Here is a 15,262-nt window from a genome sequence, read left to right on the forward strand (position 1 = left end):
TCTTCACGTGGCCGAACTGCGCCCAGCCCTGCGGATCCACGCTGACGGCGGTGCGCAGGTAGACGTCGAAGTTCTGGCTGCCGTCCGGCCCCATGTCCTGCCACCAGCTCAGGTAGTTGGGCTGCCATTGCTCCAGCGCGCGCTGCAGCGTGCGGTCTTCGCTGAGGTTGACGTTGTTGGGGATCTTCTCGCTGTAGTCGATGCTGGACATTACGTGGCTCCTTGGTAAGGCTGCTGGATCTTCACTTCCGGGGGCTGCCGTGGAACCGGCTTTGCCGGGCCACTGGCAGCGCCCCCTTGAGGGGGGATGACGGCCCCCGGGCCGTCAACGGGGGTGGGCGATCAAACTCTGTTGAAATCAAAGGCGGCGCGTTCGCCCTTGCCGTACACCTTGAGGGCGCCCTTGTCGCCCACCGCGTTCGGCCGCTGGAAGATCCAGTTCTGCCAGGCGGTGAGTCGGCCGAAGACACGCGTGAACATGTTCTCGGGGCCGTTGAAGCGCAGGTTGGCCTCCATGCCGGTCAGGGCATCGGGGCTCATGGCCACGCGTTCCTCGATCGCCAGGCGCGTCTCGTCGGCCCAGTCGATGTCGTCGGGGTTGCTGGTCACCAGGCCCACCGCGAAGGCGGCGTCGGCATCCAGCTTCTGGCCCACCTGGGCGCGCACGGCATCCAGCGCGGGCTGCTCGTCATAGAAGCGCCGTTGCAGGCGCGACTGGCCCGTGACCATGGGATAGAAGCCGAAGTTGGTGTCGCCCACCACAATGACCGGCGCGCGCGCGGTGTCGTCCGGCAGCGCCAGGTGGTAGCTGCGGTCGCAGGCCAGGGCCAGCTCCAGCAGGGTACCTGCGAAGCAGGAGCCGGGCTCGATCAGCGCGAACAGGCTGCGCGACGACACGTCGAGCCGGCTGAAGGTACGGCGCAGCAGGCCGATGGTCTCACGCACCAGCCAGTGGCCCTGATGCGCGGCCAGGGTGGCGTCGGTGGCCAGCACGGCATCGACGTCGCCTTCGGTCTGGATCAGCCAGGTGCCGATGTCCAGCTCATTGGTGCGCATGGAGAGGATCGCGTCCTCCAGCTCGCGCGCCATGGCGAGCGGGTACCAGGCGGCGCCCGCGGACTCGATGCCGGCGATGTCGGTCGGCTGCGCACCCTGCGGGCCCTTCACGGTGAAGGTGGCCACGCGGCGGGCGCGGTCGATGGTCACGCTCACGTGGCCGTAGCGCAGCGCGTCCGCCTCGATGGTCCGGTTCAGCGGGGTCAGCGTCACGCCGCGGCCGTCGGCCGGGCGGTCGCTCTTCGCGGCCAGGGCCAGCGCCTTCTCCTTCACCTTGGCGGCCCACTGGGCGGGCTTGGCGATGTCATCCACCAGGCGCCAGTCCTTGGCCTTCTGGCCGCGCACGCCTTCGGCGGTGGTGCAGAAGATGTCGGCCAGGTCATGGCGCACGTGGCGCTTGTCGGTCACGCGGGTCAGGCCGCCGGTGCCGGGCAGCACACCCAGCAACGGCACCTCGGGCAGGCTCACGGCGCTGCTGCGGTCATCCACCAGCAGGATCTCGTCGCAGGCCAGCGCGAGCTCATAGCCGCCGCCGGCGCAGGCGCCGTTGACCGCCGCCAGGAACTTCAGGCCGCTGTACTTGCTGGAGTCTTCCAGGCCATTGCGCGTCTCGTTGGTGAACTTGCAGAAGTTCACCTTCCAGGCATGGCTGGACAGGCCCAGCATGAAGATGTTGGCGCCGGAGCAGAACACCTTGTCGCGGGTGCTGGTGACGACCACCGTGCGCACTTCGGGGTGCTCGAATCGGATGCGGTTGATGGCGTCGTTCAGTTCGATGTCGACGCCGAGGTCATAGCTGTTCAGCTTGAGCTTGTAGCCGGGGCGCAGGCCCGCGTTCTCGTCGAACGACGCCGCCAGCGTGGCGATGGGGCCGTCAAAGGTGAGCTGCCAGTGGCGGTACTGGGACGGGTGGGTCTGGTAGTCGACGCGGGGCGTGGGGTCCAAGGCAGTGTCTCCTGATACGCAGTAAACCGCATGAAACGGCTGGAATGCTGCGCATCATACTGCACTCTTGACGCAGATCAAGAACCAAACTGCACTTTTCGGGGCAATCTAGGGTTTACCCGAGGGCTCTACGCCGCTCGGCCGGAAGAAGTCCTCCAGCGGGCAGGCCAGCGCCTGCGCCACCTGCAGCAGCACGACGATGGAGGCATTGCCCACGCCGTGTTCCAGATTGGCGAGGTGCCGCTCGGACACGCCAGCCATTTCCGCCAGGGTCTTGCGGGTGCAGCCGCGCGCCAGGCGGCGTGCCTGCACACGGTGGCCCAGACTGCGCAGGAACTGCTGCGCCTGCAGGGCGCGCGCGCCCGTCTTGGTGCTGGACCGCGGTGCGGGGATCCGAATTTCATGCACTAAACTGCCATCCACGATGCTTGCTCCGGTTGGTTGAGGCTCTGCACCATATTGCTGCGCCTGCGGCCGGGATTCCTTGACCTTGCTCAACGTGCGCGTCAACGTGCCTGCCCCTACCCCCTCTCCTGCATCCCCCTCGTCGCTTCGGCTCGACATCGAGGCCGACGGGCGACCGCTGCGCATCGAGGCGCAATGGGTCGGCACGGCCTCGCCCGATGCGCCCGTCATAGTCTTCCTGCACGAGGGCCTGGGCTCGGTGGCGATGTGGCGCGACTTTCCGCAGCGCCTGTGCGAAGCCGTGAGGGCGCGCGGTTTCGTCTACTCACGCCCGGGCTACGGCCGCTCCACGCCGCGCGCGCACGGCGAGGCGTGGGCGCCCGACTTCATGCACCGGCAGGCACGCGAAGTGCTGCCGGCGGTGCTGCGGGCCGCGGGCATCGATGGGGGAGCGCGGCCGCCCTGGCTGTTCGGGCACAGCGATGGCGCATCCATCACCCTGCTGTATGCGTCGATGTTCCCGCATGCGCTGGCCGGCGCCATCGTGCTGGCGCCGCACATCCTGGTGGAGGACGTGAGCATCACGAGCATCGAGCGCGCGCGCGAGGCGTGGGCCACCACCGACCTGCGGCAGAAGCTGGCCCGCTACCACGACGACGCCGAGTCCGCCTTCGGCGGTTGGAACGGCGCCTGGCTGGACCCGGCATTCCGCGACTGGAACATCACCAGCGAGCTGCATCGCATCCGCTGCCCGCTGCTGGCGATCCAGGGCGTGGACGACGAATACGGCACGATGGACCAGATCCGCGGGATCGCACGCGAGGTGCCGCAGACGCAGTTGCTGGAGCTGGCCGCGTGCGGGCATTCACCGCACAAGGATCAGCCGGAGGCGGTGATCGGGGCCGTGCGTGCTTTCATGGGCAAGGCCCGGCCTTCGTAGGCTGGTGGTGACCGCAGGGAACCCCAGCGATCCCCTACCCCCGCTTCGCCACCAGCGTCAGGATGTCGTAGCTCGCCACGACCTCCTCGTTCTGGTTCGTGACTTCCACGTCCCAGGCCACCACGCCCTGCCCCTGGCCCTTGGCGTCCTTGCGGTTGCGGTCAATCTTGCGCTTGGCGGTGAGGCGGGCGCGGATGGTGTCGCCGATGCCCACGGGCTTGACGAAGCGCAGGGTGTCCAGGCCGTAGTTCGCCAGCACCGGCCCCGGCGCGGGCGAGACGAAGAGGCCCGCCGCCGCCGACAGCACGAAGTAGCCATGCGCGATGCGCTTGCCGAACGGGCTGTCCTTGGCCGCGATCTCGTCGAAGTGCATGTAGAAGTAGTCGCCCGACAGGCCACCGAAGGCCACGATGTCGGCCTCGCTCACCGTGCGGCGGTGCGTGAGCAGCGAGTCGCCGATCTGCAGGTCCTCGAAATGCTTGCGGAACGGATGCACGCCGTCCTCATTCACCGGCGCGCCGCGCACGTGCTCGCCGGTCACGGCGGCCAGCATGGCGGGTGAGCCCTGCACCGCCGTGCGCTGCAGATAGTGCTTCACGGCGCGCAGGCCGCCCAGTTCCTCGCCGCCGCCCGCGCGGCCAGGGCCGCCGTGCTTGAGCACCGGCAGGGGCGAGCCATGGCCGGTGGATTCGGCCGCGGCCACGCGGTCCAGCACCAGGATGCGGCCGTGCATCGCGGCCGCCGCCGGCACGAAGCGCGCGGCGGTCGTCGCGTCCTTGGTGACGATGGTGCTCACCAGGCTGCCCTTGCCCTTGGCCGCCAGCGCGATGGCCTCATCGAGGCCGTCGTATGCCATCAGCGTGCTCACCGGGCCGAAGGCCTCGATATCGTGCGCGCCGCCATCGGCCTGTGGATCGCGCGCCAGCAGCAGCGTGGGCGAGAAGAAGGCGCCGTTGGCCACGCCCTCGCCTTGCGGCGCGAAGCCGTCGCGCTCGCCGAACACCAGCTCCGCGCTCTGCAGCAGTTCCGCCACCTTGGCGCCCACGTCGCCCTTCTGGTCCTGCGAGGCGAGCGCGCCCATGCGCACCGACTCCAGCGCGGGATCGCCCACCACCGTCTTGGCCAGCCGCGCCTTCAGCCGCTTGGCGACCTCTTCCACGTAGGACTTGGGCACGATGGCGCGGCGGATGGCGGTGCACTTCTGCCCCGCCTTCACCGTCATCTCGCGCGCGACCTCCTTCACGAAGAGGTCGAACTCCTCGTCGTCCGGCGTCACATCAGGGGCCAGCACGGCGCAGTTCAGTGAATCGGCCTCGGCGTTGAAAGGGATCGAATGCCGCACCACATTCGGGTGCACGCGCAGCCGCGCCGCCGTGTCCGCCGAGCCAGTGAACGTCACCACGTCCGCTCCATCGAGCCGGTCCAGCAGATCGCCCGTGCCGCCGATCACGAGTTGCAGCGCACCTTCCGGCAGGATGCCGGACTCGATGACCTTGCGCATCATCAACTCGGTGAGGTAGCTGGTGGCCGTGGCCGGCTTGCCGATGCAGGGCACGCCCGCCAGGAAGCTGGGCGCGAACTTCTCCAGCAGGCCCCACACCGGGAAGTTGAAGGCGTTGATGTGCACGGCGACGCCGCCGCGCGGCACCAGGATGTGCGTGCCGGCGAAGCCGCCCTTCTTGCCCAGCGGGATGACCGGGCCTTCATGCACCACGTTGCCCGAAGGCAGGTCGCCCGCGGCCACGCCCGCGTACGCGAACAGCGTGCCGCTGCCGCCTTCGATGTCGATCCAGCTGTCGGTGCGCGTGGCGCCGGTGTGCGCGCTCTCGGCGTAGAGCGCCTCCTTCTGCTCGATCAGGAACTTGGCCAGGGCCTTGAGCCGCTCGCCGCGCTGCTGGAAGTCCAGCTGCATCAGGTTCGGCACACCGACGCGGCGCGCATGCGCCACGGCCTCGGCGAAGTCGATCTTCTCGGCATGCGTGGCCGCCACCGGCTGGCCGTTGATGGCGCTGCGCAAGGTCTGGGCGGCTTCGGCGCCGATCCAGCGGCCGGCGATGTAGCTTTGCAGGGTGCGGGTCATGTGTGTCTCCTTGAACGATGGAAGGGTTCGCCCCCGTAGGCTGGGGTGGAGCGCAGCGCAACCCCAGCGGTTGTCGGGTGTGCGGCAAGAAACGCTGGGGTTGCGCTGTCGCTCCACCCCAGCCTACGAGGGGGGCAACGGCCTGGGCACCTGCACGGCGCCCAGGCCACCCAGGAACAGGTCGGTCACGACCGGGGCCATGGCGTCGTAGTCCATGGCGCCATCCGGGCGCATCCAGGTGAACATCCAGTTGATCATGCCGAACAGCAGCATGGTGAGCGGCTTGCTGAGCGCGGCCGCCTTCAGGTCCGGCCGCAGCGCGCCGATGACCTGCGCGAAGCCGGCCACCACCTCGCGCTCCTGGTCCAGCACGCGCTCGCGCACCTCGGGCTGCAGGAAGCGCACGTCCTCGGTCAGCACCCGATGCGCGTTCTGCGCGTTGGCGTATTCATCGACGAGCTGGCGGATCATGTGCCGCATGCGCTCGTCAGGGGTCAGGCCCTCCAGCGCCAGCGCCTCGCGCACGATCTCCTGCAGGCGCGCCACATGGCCCTCGGCGATGCTGGCGACGAGCGCGTCCTTGTCGGTGTAGTAGTGGTACAGCGTGGCCTTGGAAAGACCGCAGGCCTCGGCCACCTGGTTCATGGAGGTGCCGGCGGAGCCGCGCTGCGCGAACAGCGCGGCCGCGCGATCGAGAATCATCTCGCGCTGGTCGTCGTAGTTGGCGGCGCGGCCACGGCCCATGGGGTGCGGAGTATGCGCGATCCGCGGCCGTGCGGCTCAGCGGTCGTCGAACGAGATGACCACGCGCTCGGTCGTGGGGTGCGCCTGGCAGGTGAGGATGTAGCCGGCCGCCACCTCCTTCTTCTCCAGCGCGAAGTTGCGATCCATGCGCACCTGGCCTTCCACCAGCTTGGCGCGGCAGGTGCCGCACACACCCGAGGTGCACGAGAACGGCACCTCCATACCCGCGGCAGAAGCGCAGTCCAGGATGCTCGGCTGGTCCTTGTGGAAGACGATCTCGCGTTGCAGGCCGTCGCGGATGATCGTCACGCGCGCCTGCTCCGCGTCGCCCGGCTGCGCCGCATGCACCACCGCGCCCGCGGCCTGCTGCGCGACGCCGAAGCGCTCGATGTGCACCGCTTCCTCGGGCACGCCAGCGGCCAGCAGCGCGGCCTCGGCCTCGTCGTTCATCTGGTAGGGCCCGCAGATGTAGGCGTGGGCGATGCTGTCGGCGGGCACCAGCGTGCGCAGGAACTCGCCCAGCTTCTCGCGGTCCATCAGGCCGTGGTTGATGGGCGCGTCGGTGTGCTCGTCGCTGAACACGTGGTGCAGCACCAGGCGCGTCATGTAGCGGTCCTTCAGGTCCTCGATCTCCTCCTTGAACATCGTGGACTTGAGGCTGCGGTTGGCGTACAGCAGCGTGAAGCGGCTGTGCGGCTCGCGCGCCAGCACTGTCTTCATGATCGAGAGAATGGGCGTGATGCCGCTGCCACCGGCGATGCCCACGTGGTGCCGTGCGGCGGCCGGGTCGAGCGGCACGAAGAAGCGGCCCTGCGGCGCCATCACCTGGATGGTGTCGCCGGGCTGCAGCTGCTCATTGATCCAGTTGGAGAAGACGCCGCCCTTGACCTTGCGCACGCCCACCCGCAGCTCGCCGTCGTCCACGCCGGCGCAGATGGAGTACGAGCGGCGCAGGTCCTGGCCTTCGATCTCCTTGCGCAGCGTGAGGTACTGGCCCTGGGTGAAACCGAACACCGGCCGCAGCTCGGGCGGCACGTCGAAGGAGACGATCACGGCCTCGGTGGTGTCGGGCGTGATGGCGCGCACGCGCAGGGGGTGGAACAGGGTGCTCATATCGGCTTGAAGTGTTCGAAGGGCTCGCGGCAATCGAGGCAGCGATACAGCGACTTGCAGGCGGTGGAGCCGAAGGCGGAGAGGCGCTCGGTGTGGCGGCTGCCGCAGCGGGGGCAGGCCACCAGTGCATCCTGCCGGCGCATGATGCGGATCGGCACGCCGGCCTCGGGCACGGTGGGCCCGGGCGGCGCGATGCCGTACTCGCGCAGCTTGCGGCGACCGTCCTCGCTGATCCAGTCGGTGGTCCACGCCGGGGCGCGCTGCAGCGTGGCGCGCGCCGGGCCCAGGCCCTGGGCCTCCAGGGCCTGCAGGCAGCTCTGCTCGATCACCTCCGTCGCGGGGCAACCGGAATAGGTGGGCGTGAGCACCACCTCCAGCTCGCTGCCGTGGTCGATGACGTCGCGCACGATGCCCAGGTCGCACACCGAAAGCGCCGGCACCTCCGGATCGAGCACCTCGCCCAGCACCGCCCAGGCGCGCTGGGCACGCGGGCTGCTCACCACGCGCCTCCGGGGTAGGTGCGCTGCAGGTATTGCAGCTCGCTCAGGATGAAGCCCATGTGCTCGCTGTGCACGCCCGTCTTGCCGGTGCTGAGAAAGTCCACCGGCCGCGGCATGGCGAGACCCGGCTCGTCGAAGATGTCGGCCATCTCGGCCTGCCAGGCCTCCTGCAGGTCGCCCCAGCGCGGGCCCAGGCCACTCGCATGGGCCGCCTCATCGACGCCGTCGTTGGCGAACAGCTCGGCGCTGTAGTGCCACAGATCGGCAATCGCCTTCTCCACCCGGCGGCGCGATTCTTCGGTGCCGCCGCCCAGCCGCGCGATCCAGTCGGCCGCATGCTGCTGGTGGTAGCGGGCCTCCTTCAGGGCCTTGCCGGCGATGGCGGCCAGCTCCGCATCGCTCGACGTGGCGAGCCGCTGCCACAGCAGCTTGAAGAAGGTGGCCATCATCGCGTTGCGCACGGTGGTCACGGCGAAGTCGCCGCGCGGCAGCTCCACCAGCGTGACGTTGCGGTAGTCGCGTTCCTCGCGCAGCATCGCGAGCTGGTCCTCGTCGAAGCCCGAGCCCTCGATCTGCCCGGCGCGGGTGAGCACCGCGCGCGCCTGGCCCACGAGATCGAGCGCCATGTTGGTGAGGGCGATGTCCTCTTCCAGCACGGGCGCATGGCCCGTCCACTCCGCGATGCGCTGGCCGTGGATGAGGGCCGTGTCGCCGATGCGCAGCAGGTACTGCACGGCGGGGTCCTGCCGGACCTGGATGGAACCTGTGGTCATGCGCCCGCCCCTACATGTGATCGACGGCTTCGGGCAGCTTGTAGAAGGTGGGGTGGCGGTACACCTTGTCTTCCATCGGGTCGAAGTACATGCCCTTCTCGCCTGGGTCGCTGGCCACGATGTGGTCGCTGCGCACCACCCACACGCTGGTGCCCTCCTGCCGGCGCGTGTACACGTCGCGCGCCATCTGGATCGCCAGCTTGGCATCGGGCGCGTGCAGGCTGCCGCAATGCTTGTGGTCCAGGCCGGACTTGCTGCGGACGAACACTTCCCACAGCGGCCATTCGTTCTTCACATCGGCGCTCATGCGGCCTCCTTCTGCGGCTGGGATTGCTTGCGGGCATAGGCCAGCGCGGCATCGCGCACCCATTCCCCGTCTTCATACGCCTTCACGCGCATCGCCAGGCGCTCGCGGTTGCAGGGGCCATTGCCGCCCACCACGCGCCAGAACTCCTGCCAGTCGATGGGGCCGAAGTCGTAGTGCTCGCGCTCGGCGTTCCATTTCAGCAGCGGATCGGGCAGCGTGACGCCCAGCACCTCGGCCTGCTGCGCCGTGGCGTCCACGAACTTCTGCCGCAGGTCGTCGTTGGAGATGCGCTTGATGCCCCAGCGCATGGACTGCGCCGAGTGGGTGGATTGCTCGTCCGGCGGCCCGAACATCATCAGGCACGGCCACCACCAGCGGTTCACCGCGTCCTGCACCATCGCACGCTGGGCGTCGGTGCCCTTCTGCATCATCACCAGCAGGCTGTCGTAGCCCTGGCGCTGGTGAAAGCTCTCCTCGCGGCAGATGCGGATCATCGCGCGCGCATACGGGCCGTAGGAGCAGCGGCACAGCGGCACCTGGTTCATGATGGCCGCGCCATCCACCAGCCAGCCGATCACGCCCACGTCGGCCCAGGTGAGCGTGGGGTAGTTGAAGATGGAGCTGTACTTGGCGCGGCCGGTGTGCAGCGCGTCCAGCAGCTGGTCACGCGAGGTGCCCAGCGTCTCGGCGGCGGAGTAGAGATACAGACCGTGCCCGCCCTCGTCCTGGATCTTGGCGAGCAGGATCGCCTTGCGCTTGAGCGTGGGCGCGCGGGTGATCCAGTTGCCCTCGGGCAGCATGCCCACGATCTCGGAATGCGCGTGCTGGCTGATCTGCCGCACCAGCGTCTTGCGGTAGTGGTCCGGCATCCAGTCCTTGGCTTCCACGAAGCCGCCGGCGTCGATGCCGGCCTCGAACGCCTCTTCCAGCTTCATCTCTTCGGCCGACCGCACCGCCTTGCGGCCGAGCGACGCGTCGTCCTTGCCCATGGTGTCCATGGCCTGGGTGTACATGGCTTGTCTCCTGGTGGCGGGCGGCAGATCCACGTTCTACCGACCGATCGGTCGATATTAGAACAGGCGGCAGGATTGTGCAAGGGGGCATGCCCGCGCAGGCGGGCATCCAGGCGATCCCTGCACGCCAACACCGCCTGGGTTCCCGCCTGCGCGGGAACGACGGGGTGGCGCTAACCCAGCCGCACCACGCGAAGGTCCAGCACCGCCATCCCTGGCATGCCGGCCGCGCGCGCCACCGCCCCTTCGATCCACTCCCCGCGATTGCCGAACACCCCGCCTCCGAGCCGCGTGAGAAACACCGTCGGCGATGCGCCGCGCGCCTGGTTCAGCCGGCCCACGATCAGCGTGGCCTCGTACGCCGCCTCCAGCACCAGCGTGGCGAAGCGGTCCCAGGGACCGTGCGCTTCGCGGGCATAAGCCACCGGCAGCGCCGAGCAATAGACCTGCGTGACCGTCTGGCCGGGCGGCGCGGCAGGGTCCGTCACTTCCACGTCCCAGTGCACGCCCACGCGCAGCAGGCCGCGCAGCGCATCGATCTCCGCCGGCGAGCCACGCGCCAGCCGCTCATCGATGGCCTGCAGGCCCTGGGACGTGGGCAGCAGGTAGCCGTTGCGCAGGCGCCAGAGTGCGCCGTCGTCGTTGCCGAGCGCCGCCCCCAGATCCGCGCTGCAGTCGATCTGCCGCGCGGCCGTCTGCCCCATGCCGCCCGCCACTGGCACGAGGTAGTTGCGATAGAGCGTTCCCGCCCCCGCGGCCATGGCACAGGCCGGGCCCTGCGTGCCATCGTGCGCGTAGCGCGTGACGCCCCGCTCCGGCGTCACCTCGGGGCCCACCATCTCCAGCAGGTTGAACTGCGAGGCGACCTGGAACACGGCCCCGCTGGAGGCTGGCTCGGCATGCAGCGAACGCACGTCGCCGCGGCGCTCGCCCAGGCGGCCTGAACCGCCACGCGCGCTGTCCGCCGCACGTGCACGAAGCTCAAGCAACGTCGGCATCTCCAGCCGGCCCATGCCCCAGCTGCGCTGTCCGTCGGCGTGCCAGAGGCGCCCCTCCCGCGCCTGGGCCTGCAGGCGCGCCTGCGTGGTGGCGTAGTCGGTCTCGGTGAAGCCGGTGATGCGTTCGAACCAGTTCATGCGCTGCAGAATACGCCAGCCCTTGCCAACCCATTCCGACCCGACATGCCCCGCCTCCAACCCATCCCGTACGAACAAGCCAGCGACGAAGTGCGCGCCGTCTATGACGACATCAAGGCCACGCGCAACGTGCCCGACGTCAACAACTTCTGGAAGTACATCGCCAATGACCCCGCCACGCTCCGGCGCACCTGGCAGAGCCTGAAGGAGGTGATGGCGCCCGGCGAGATCGACCCGCTTACCAAGGAGCTGCTGTACCTGGCCGTGAGCGTCACCAACGGCTGCGACTACTGCATCGCCAGCCACTCGGCCGCGGCCACCAAGGCCGGCATGACGCCGCGCATGTTCGGTGAGCTGATGGCCATCATCGGCATGGCCAACGAGACCAATCGCCTCGCCACCGGCTATGCCGTGCCGGTGGATCCGGCGTTCCAGAAGTAGGCGGTCAGACCGCCTCTTCCTGCGGCGCCTGGGCTTCCAGCGCGATGCCAGCCCAGCGCGCGAGCTCGCCGCGGGTGGGGTAGCGGCCGGCCAGCGCGATCTCGCCGTTGAGCAGCACCAGCGGCAGCGCCTGCTCGCCCGAGCGCGCCACGTACAGATGCACGGTGGGGTTGTCGGTGAACACGTCCGGATGCTGGGTCGGGTTGAACCGGCGGATCTGCGCGCCCTGCACGGCAGCCCACTCGGCGTCGCTAGCGAAGGTGCCGCGGTCGCCATGCAGGATGAATCGCGCCGCGCCGGAGGCCAGATCGGGGTCGAAGATTTCGATGATCCTCATGCCGCACATGCTTGTCTCCTGGTTGGGGGGAACGATTCCAGTCTGCGCGCCGGCCCCAGCCGGAACACTGAGATAGATCAAGGACGCGCAGTCGTGGTGCGGCTTCAGGGCGGGCGCTCTAGACTACGCACACCACCAGCGCGCAGGGGAACTCCACGTGGCAGCCACGATCCAGCTCGACCTTGACTTCCTGCGCTGCGTGAGCGCCCGCTTCATCGCCAGCGGCGTGCTCGCGCTGGTGGCGGGCTGCGCCGCACCGCCGCCACCGGCCGTGATCCCGGTTGCGGCCCCGCCCGCCGCGCCCGACGTGCCCGACCGCGCGCTGTTCTTCGCCGACAGCGGCATCCGCAACGCCCACCTCTCGCCCGATGGCCGTTTCCTCGCGTTCGAGTTCCCGCACCAGGGCCGCATGGTGCTGTGGGTGCGCGCGCTGCGCGAGCCGTGGGAAGACGCACGCCGCGTCACCGATCCGGCGCAGACGGTCGACGCGTGGCGCTGGTCGCTCGACAGCCGCGCGCTGCTGGCCCTCGGCGACGAGGCCGGCAACGAGCAGTTCGCGCTGCGCGCCATCGACGTGCACGAGGCGCCCGGCCCCGACGGCCTGCCGCCGGCGCGCCTGCTGGCCGGCGGCAAGGGCATGCGGACGGCCATCGCGCATCTGCCGCGCAGCTCGCCGCGCGGCGTGTACGTGACGACCAACGAACGCGACCCGAAGTGGTTCGACCTGTACCTGGTGGACATCGCCACCGGCGTGCGCACCGAGGTGTTCCGCAACACCGCCCGCATCGCCCGCTATGCCTTCGACACCGAGGACCGCCTGCGCGCCGGCGTGCAGCGCCGCGATGACGGCGGCACGGACATCGTCCGCATCGACGCGGCCGGTGTGCACCCCATCCATGCCTGCGAGCCGCTGGCGCACTGCGAGCTGCTGCGCCGATTCCACCCAGACAACCGCCGCGCGTGGCTGCTCACCAACCAGGGCAGCGACCTCACCCGGCTCACCCTGCTGGATGTGGAGTCGGGCCGCCTGGAGACGGTGGACGCGGACCCCGAAGGCCGTGTCGACGTGGACGCAGTGGGCCTGTCGAACCGTGATGACCGCCTGCTGTGGACGGCCTATGCGGACGACGGCCCGCGCCGCTACTTCCATGACGCCACGCTGGCGGCCGACTGGCGCTGGCTGCGCGAGGGCCTGCCCGGCCTGGTGCCGCAACCGATCTCCACCAATGCGGCCGAGACGCTGTGGCTGATCCGCGCCTGGAGCGACACCGAGCCCGGCCAGGTGTGGCTGTTCGACCGCAGCCGCCGCACGCTGGACCTGCAGTACCGGGAGCGCCCCACGCTGCCACGCGAGACGCTGGTGGCCATGCACCCGATCCGCTATGCCTCGTCCGACGGGCTGATGATCCCTGCCTTCCTCACGCTGCCGGCAGGCGTGCCGCCGCGCAACCTGCCGCTGGTGGTGCGGCCGCACGGCGGCCCCTGGGCGCGTGACGACTGGGGCTTCGACCCGATGACGCAGTTCCTCGCCAGCCGCGACTACGCCGTGCTGCAACCCAACTTCCGCGGCTCGCTCGGCTTCGGCAAGCGCTTCCTGGATGCCGGCCGCAGGCAGTGGGGCGACCGCATGCAGGACGACCTGACGTGGGGCGTGCGGCACCTCGTGTCACAGGGCATCGTGGATGCGCAGCGGGTGGCCATCTGGGGCCACAGCTATGGCGGCTATGCCACGCTCGCGGGGGCGGCCTTCACGCCCGAGCTGTACGCAGCTGCCATCGCGGAGGCCGCGCCGGCCGATCTGGTGAACCTGATCCGCTCCGTGCCACCGTGGTGGGAGTTCTTCCGGCGTGAGCTGCACCTGCGTGCCGGCGATCCGGAGACGGAGGAAGGCCGCGCGCAGCTGGCACGCCAGTCACCGCTGCACCAGGTGGGCCGCATCCGCGCGCCGCTGCTGCTGGTGCATGGCGCCAACGACCCGCGCGCGCCTCGCACGGACGCAGACGCCATCGTGCGGGGCCTGCACGCGCGGGGTGGGGTGGTCGACTACCTGCTGGCCCCCGACGAGGGCCACGTGTTCGAGCACCCGCTCAACCGCATCGCCGTCACGGCCGCGGCCGAGGCCTTCCTGGCCCGGCACCTGGGCGGACGCGCGCAGTCGGCGATGCCGGCCGACGTGGCCGCGCGGCTGGGCGTGCTGCGGCAGGACCCGGCGATGATCGCGCCGCCAACGCCGGCCACACCCCCCGCACCGGCTGCGTCGTCCGCACCGGCGCAGTAGCGCCCGCTCAGGAGCCGATCACCTCGCAGCTTGGCGTACCGGCCAGCAGGTGGCGCACCTGGCCCGCGATGGAGCCGAACAGGCCGTCGCCATGGGCGGCCGGGTTGCCGAACAGGATGCGGTGGCAGCCCAGCACACGCGCCGTCTCGGCGATGGCCGGGGCGCGGCGCCCCACCTGCATGCGGGTGGTGAAGGGCACGCCCGCAGCCTGCAGCCAGCCGGAGGGCTCGCGCAGTTCCTCCTGCGCCGCCTGCTCCTGCAGGGCACGCAGTTCACCCGCGCCGAAGCACAGGGCCACGTGGCCGTTCACGGCCGGCTGCACGCTCAGCAGGTGCACCGTCACGTCTTCGGCGGCGTGGGTGCGCGCGGCTTCCTGCAAGGCTTCGTGCGTGCGCTCGGGATGGTCGGCATCCACGGGAATCAGCAGGTTCTTCATGATGCGGCTCCGGTTCTCAGGCCGCGGCGGTTTCACCGCCGCCATTGCGCGCCATCAGCCACTTGCCGACGGCCACCACCGCCACCGCGCCAAGGGCCGGGGCGATCATGTGCAGGGTCTTCTGGGTCTCGGCCCAGTCATGGATGGCGGGGTCGGACAGCGCCATCTCGCCGGCCACCCAGCCCAGCAGGGCCGCGCCGAGCGTGATGATGATCGGGAAGCGGCCCATGATCTTCAGCAGGATCTGGCTGCCGAAGATGATGAGCGGAATGCTGATGACCAGCCCCACCACCAGCAGCACCACGTCACCCTTGGCGGCGGCGGCGACGCCGATCACGTTGTCCAGGCTCATCACCAGGTCGGCCACCACGATGGTCTTGATGGCGGAGACGAGGTTCGAATGGCCCTCCATGTGCTCGTCGCCGTCGTCGCCCTTGAGCAGGCCGACGCCGATCCACAGCAGCAGCGCGGCGCCGATCAGCTTGAGGTAGGGCTGCTTGAGCAGGAACACGGCGAAGAAGGTGAGCACCACGCGCAGCACGATGGCGCCCACGCTGCCGAAGACGATGGCCTTCTTCTGCTGGTGCGCCGGCAGCGAGCGGCAGGCCAGCGCGATGACCACGGCGTTGTCGCCGGACAGCACGATGTTGATGAGGATGATCTGCGACAGCGCGATCCAGAATTCGGGCGTGGAGAAGGCCTGCATGGCTCGTCTTTCTCGGGTGGGGCGGCCGCGCGGGCCGGACCCTGCCGAGACT

Annotated in this window: 16 protein-coding genes and 1 pseudogene; 3 read left to right on the forward strand and 14 right to left on the reverse strand. The window is 69.7% G+C overall.

Annotation, left to right across the window (positions count from 1 at the left end):
- From ACE3T5_RS07470 to ACE3T5_RS07480, 3 genes and pseudogenes are all read right to left on the reverse strand, one after another.
- A pseudogene (locus tag ACE3T5_RS07470) lies at positions 1 to 211 on the reverse strand (benzoyl-CoA 2,3-epoxidase subunit BoxB); the annotation flags it as partial.
- A 131-nt stretch (positions 212 to 342) separates the two neighbouring features.
- Positions 343 to 2,001 (reverse strand): 2,3-epoxybenzoyl-CoA dihydrolase, encoded by a 1,659-nt coding sequence (gene boxC / locus ACE3T5_RS07475; protein ID WP_374666068.1) that lies wholly within the window; start codon positions 1,999 to 2,001, stop codon positions 343 to 345.
- Positions 2,002 to 2,109: 108 nt separating this feature from the next.
- Entirely contained in the window at positions 2,110 to 2,499 is a 390-nt protein-coding gene (locus ACE3T5_RS07480) for a helix-turn-helix domain-containing protein (protein WP_374666070.1), read from the reverse strand.
- Positions 2,500 to 2,512: 13 nt separating this feature from the next.
- Here ACE3T5_RS07480 and ACE3T5_RS07485 point away from each other — a divergent pair, with 13 nt between their 5' ends.
- Positions 2,513 to 3,346 carry an alpha/beta fold hydrolase gene (locus ACE3T5_RS07485; protein ID WP_374666072.1) on the forward strand — a complete coding sequence of 278 codons (834 nt, stop codon included), beginning with the start codon at positions 2,513 to 2,515 and terminating at the stop codon, positions 3,344 to 3,346.
- A 34-nt stretch (positions 3,347 to 3,380) separates the two neighbouring features.
- Here the strand turns inward: ACE3T5_RS07485 and paaZ are convergent, their stop codons facing one another.
- The 8 genes from paaZ to ACE3T5_RS07525 all read right to left on the reverse strand — a co-directional run bounded on the left by paaZ (position 3,381) and on the right by ACE3T5_RS07525 (position 11,012).
- Positions 3,381 to 5,426, reverse strand: coding sequence for a phenylacetic acid degradation bifunctional protein PaaZ (gene paaZ / locus ACE3T5_RS07490; protein ID WP_374666074.1), 2,046 nt, complete (start codon positions 5,424 to 5,426; stop codon positions 3,381 to 3,383).
- A gap of 123 nt (positions 5,427 to 5,549) precedes the next feature.
- A complete protein-coding gene (locus tag ACE3T5_RS07495; protein WP_374666076.1) occupies positions 5,550 to 6,170 on the reverse strand; it encodes a TetR/AcrR family transcriptional regulator in 621 nt (206 codons plus the stop codon).
- A gap of 36 nt (positions 6,171 to 6,206) precedes the next feature.
- The gene (gene paaE, locus ACE3T5_RS07500; protein WP_374666078.1) at positions 6,207 to 7,283 is read right to left on the reverse strand and encodes a 1,2-phenylacetyl-CoA epoxidase subunit PaaE; all 1,077 of its coding nucleotides are present in this window, start codon (positions 7,281 to 7,283) and stop codon (positions 6,207 to 6,209) included.
- Positions 7,280 to 7,816, reverse strand: coding sequence for a 1,2-phenylacetyl-CoA epoxidase subunit PaaD (gene paaD, locus ACE3T5_RS07505; protein ID WP_374666123.1), 537 nt, complete (start codon positions 7,814 to 7,816; stop codon positions 7,280 to 7,282). Before paaD ends, paaE begins: the two co-directional genes overlap by 4 nt.
- Positions 7,780 to 8,556, reverse strand: coding sequence for a 1,2-phenylacetyl-CoA epoxidase subunit PaaC (paaC, locus tag ACE3T5_RS07510; protein ID WP_374666080.1), 777 nt, complete (start codon positions 8,554 to 8,556; stop codon positions 7,780 to 7,782). Before paaC ends, paaD begins: the two co-directional genes overlap by 37 nt.
- Positions 8,557 to 8,566: 10 nt before the next feature.
- Positions 8,567 to 8,863: a 1,2-phenylacetyl-CoA epoxidase subunit PaaB gene (gene paaB, locus ACE3T5_RS07515; RefSeq protein WP_374666082.1), complete on the reverse strand. Its 297-nt coding sequence runs from the start codon at positions 8,861 to 8,863 to the stop codon at positions 8,567 to 8,569.
- Positions 8,860 to 9,876: a 1,2-phenylacetyl-CoA epoxidase subunit PaaA gene (gene paaA, locus ACE3T5_RS07520; RefSeq protein ID WP_374666084.1), complete on the reverse strand. Its 1,017-nt coding sequence runs from the start codon at positions 9,874 to 9,876 to the stop codon at positions 8,860 to 8,862. The genes paaB and paaA overlap by 4 nt, the downstream gene beginning before the upstream one ends.
- Before the next feature lie 173 nt (positions 9,877 to 10,049).
- Positions 10,050 to 11,012, reverse strand: a complete 963-nt coding sequence (locus ACE3T5_RS07525; RefSeq protein ID WP_374666086.1) for a hypothetical protein — start codon at positions 11,010 to 11,012, stop codon at positions 10,050 to 10,052.
- A 45-nt stretch (positions 11,013 to 11,057) separates the two neighbouring features.
- Between ACE3T5_RS07525 and ACE3T5_RS07530 the strand changes: the two genes are divergently transcribed.
- Complete coding sequence (locus tag ACE3T5_RS07530; protein ID WP_374666087.1) at positions 11,058 to 11,453, forward strand: carboxymuconolactone decarboxylase family protein; 396 nt, start codon at positions 11,058 to 11,060, stop codon at positions 11,451 to 11,453.
- A 4-nt stretch (positions 11,454 to 11,457) separates the two neighbouring features.
- Here ACE3T5_RS07530 and ACE3T5_RS07535 read toward each other — a convergent pair whose 3' ends face one another.
- Positions 11,458 to 11,790 carry an arsenic metallochaperone ArsD family protein gene (locus tag ACE3T5_RS07535; protein ID WP_374666089.1) on the reverse strand — a complete coding sequence of 111 codons (333 nt, stop codon included), beginning with the start codon at positions 11,788 to 11,790 and terminating at the stop codon, positions 11,458 to 11,460.
- Between the two features lie 157 nt (positions 11,791 to 11,947).
- Here ACE3T5_RS07535 and ACE3T5_RS07540 point away from each other — a divergent pair, with 157 nt between their 5' ends.
- Positions 11,948 to 14,068, forward strand: coding sequence for a prolyl oligopeptidase family serine peptidase (locus ACE3T5_RS07540; RefSeq protein WP_374666091.1), 2,121 nt, complete (start codon positions 11,948 to 11,950; stop codon positions 14,066 to 14,068).
- A 7-nt stretch (positions 14,069 to 14,075) separates the two neighbouring features.
- Here the strand turns inward: ACE3T5_RS07540 and ACE3T5_RS07545 are convergent, their stop codons facing one another.
- Together ACE3T5_RS07545 and ACE3T5_RS07550 are read right to left on the reverse strand one after the other, a co-directional pair.
- On the reverse strand, positions 14,076 to 14,504 hold the full coding sequence (locus ACE3T5_RS07545; RefSeq protein WP_374666093.1) for a universal stress protein: 429 nt from the start codon (positions 14,502 to 14,504) through the stop codon (positions 14,076 to 14,078).
- A gap of 16 nt (positions 14,505 to 14,520) precedes the next feature.
- The gene (locus ACE3T5_RS07550) at positions 14,521 to 15,210 is read right to left on the reverse strand and encodes a TerC family protein (protein WP_374666095.1); all 690 of its coding nucleotides are present in this window, start codon (positions 15,208 to 15,210) and stop codon (positions 14,521 to 14,523) included.
- Positions 15,211 to 15,262 lie beyond the last annotated feature (52 nt).

It is taken from the genome of Ramlibacter sp. (genome assembly GCF_041916345.1).
Classification (GTDB): Bacteria; Pseudomonadota; Gammaproteobacteria; order Burkholderiales; family Burkholderiaceae_C; genus Ramlibacter.